This is a genomic window from Lentimicrobium sp. S6, from assembly GCF_013166635.1.
Lineage (GTDB): Bacteria > Bacteroidota > Bacteroidia > Bacteroidales > UBA12170 > UBA12170.
Genome location: NZ_JABKBZ010000192.1, coordinates 1 through 1837, shown reverse-complemented (window position 1 = coordinate 1837; position 1837 = coordinate 1). Strand labels below are relative to the sequence as shown.

At 34.1% G+C, this 1837-nt stretch carries 3 protein-coding genes; 2 read left to right on the top strand and 1 reads right to left on the bottom strand.

Annotation, left to right across the window (positions count from 1 at the left end):
- On the bottom strand, nt 1–230 hold a 230-nt coding region (locus HNS40_RS22270), incomplete at its 3' end, for a phage integrase N-terminal SAM-like domain-containing protein (RefSeq protein ID WP_172284755.1).
- Between the two features lie 225 nt (nt 231–455).
- Between HNS40_RS22270 and HNS40_RS22265 the strand changes: the two genes are divergently transcribed.
- Together HNS40_RS22265 and HNS40_RS22260 are read left to right on the top strand one after the other, a co-directional pair.
- Nucleotides 456–1073 carry a YiiX family permuted papain-like enzyme gene (locus tag HNS40_RS22265; RefSeq protein WP_172284911.1) on the top strand — a complete coding sequence of 206 codons (618 nt, stop codon included), beginning with the start codon at nt 456–458 and terminating at the stop codon, nt 1071–1073.
- Between the two features lie 2 nt (nt 1074–1075).
- Nucleotides 1076–1432: a hypothetical protein gene (locus HNS40_RS22260; RefSeq protein ID WP_172284910.1), complete on the top strand. Its 357-nt coding sequence runs from the start codon at nt 1076–1078 to the stop codon at nt 1430–1432.
- Nucleotides 1433–1837 lie beyond the last annotated feature (405 nt).

Below are 1837 nucleotides of genomic sequence, written 5' to 3'. Positions count from 1 at the left end.
TCCGTATCCTTTTGCATCAGGTAATACAGATACTCTTCCAGCTCATCCATGTCTATATGCAGCGGGTTTTTCATGTAATAAAGTGCCAGTTTAGCTATTTGGCGTAAATAATTTTCGTGTGTAGACTTTGATCGTCCATTAATAATAAGTTTACGTTTGAACTCTTCTCCCATAGCTCTAAAGCCATCAACTTTGTTGCAGGCTTCAGAATAAATAGTAATTTTACTCATGATTTAATTTTATTAAATTATTAAACATGAGATTTATACGTATTCAATACGAATTTAAATCGAAAGCTACCTCCCTTTGGGGAGGTTTAGTTCAACAATGTATAAAAATAATAGCCGAAATAGCAGTAATTTCAGGGGTTGTAGCCCGCTTCAACTTTCTTGTAACTTGACAGGAAAGATGCACGCAATCGGCTACTATTCTTATACTAAACGTTACCATGCATTATGAAAAAGACACTGCAACACATAACAATCGGACTGATTTTTCTGATTTCTTGTCAATCTAATACTGGATTTTCAGGATTTCAAAACGGAGATATTATTTTCCAGACTTCAAAATCGGGACAGAGTAAAGCGATTCAGATTGCGACAGGCTCAAAATACAGCCACATGGGGATTATTTATAAGCAAGGAAACGATTATTTTGTATACGAAGCTGTTCAGCCTGTAAAACTGACACCATTAAACGACTGGATTAATCGAGGTGAAAACGGACACTACGTTGTTAAACGGATTAAAAATTCCGAGAACTTATTGACTCCTGAGACTTTGACAAAAATGAAACAGATTGGCGAAAAGTACGCTGGCAAAGACTATGATTTGTATTTTGAGTGGTCTGATTCGAGAATTTACTGTTCTGAATTGGTCTGGAAAATATACAAAGAGGCTGTCGGACTTGAAATTGGAGAACTTGAAAAATTGAGTGATTTCAACTTGACTGATAATGCAGTAAAACAGAAACTAATGGAAAGATATGGAGACAATATTCCCAAAGAGGAATTGGTAATTTCTCCTGCATCAATGTTTAATTCAGACCAATTGATTACAATATTTGAAAACTGATTATGAAAAAATGGATTTTTAGGATTTCAATAACTTTAAATATCTTGTTCCTTATTGGCTTGGGATTAAGCAGTTTCAATAAACCTTCTTACAGACTTGGTCGATTAGAAAAAGATATAAACGTTGGATATTTCATGGGAGATTCAACTTTATTTACACTACCAAAAGGATTGACAGTAAGAAACTCATCCGAGCGTGGGATTTCTGCAATTGGACAATTTGAGAATGAACGATTTCAGATTGTAATAACTTCGGACGATTGGGATTTAGTAAATTATGATTTACCCAAAGATAGTTTAGCGTCACATGGAAATTATTATTCCGCTGATTTTGATAGATATAATAATGAAAATGAATAAATAACGCATGGTAACATGCAATATACAAAATTGGGGTTTCATAGGTTATTCAAAGGTTGTGGCTCGCAACAAGTGCCGTGTAGCTTGATAGCGAATCGCTCCGTAATCCCCAACTTTGCATATTGCCACCGTTACCAAACATATTAACCATATTCACCATTTTTGAAAAAAATCAACAGAAATAAAACAATTAACTTTACATGTCCCAACTGTGGTTCCTCACAAATCATAAGAAAAGGGAAACGAAAAAATAAATTTAAAGAAGTACAACTGTATTTTGGATATACCGGCGTTATTGTGCCAGTCATACCGACGTTATTGTGCCAGTGTGAACAGCTATAATTTCTAGGCTAAATTTACACATTAATTTGTTTCATTTTCACACATTAATTTTCCTAAATATTT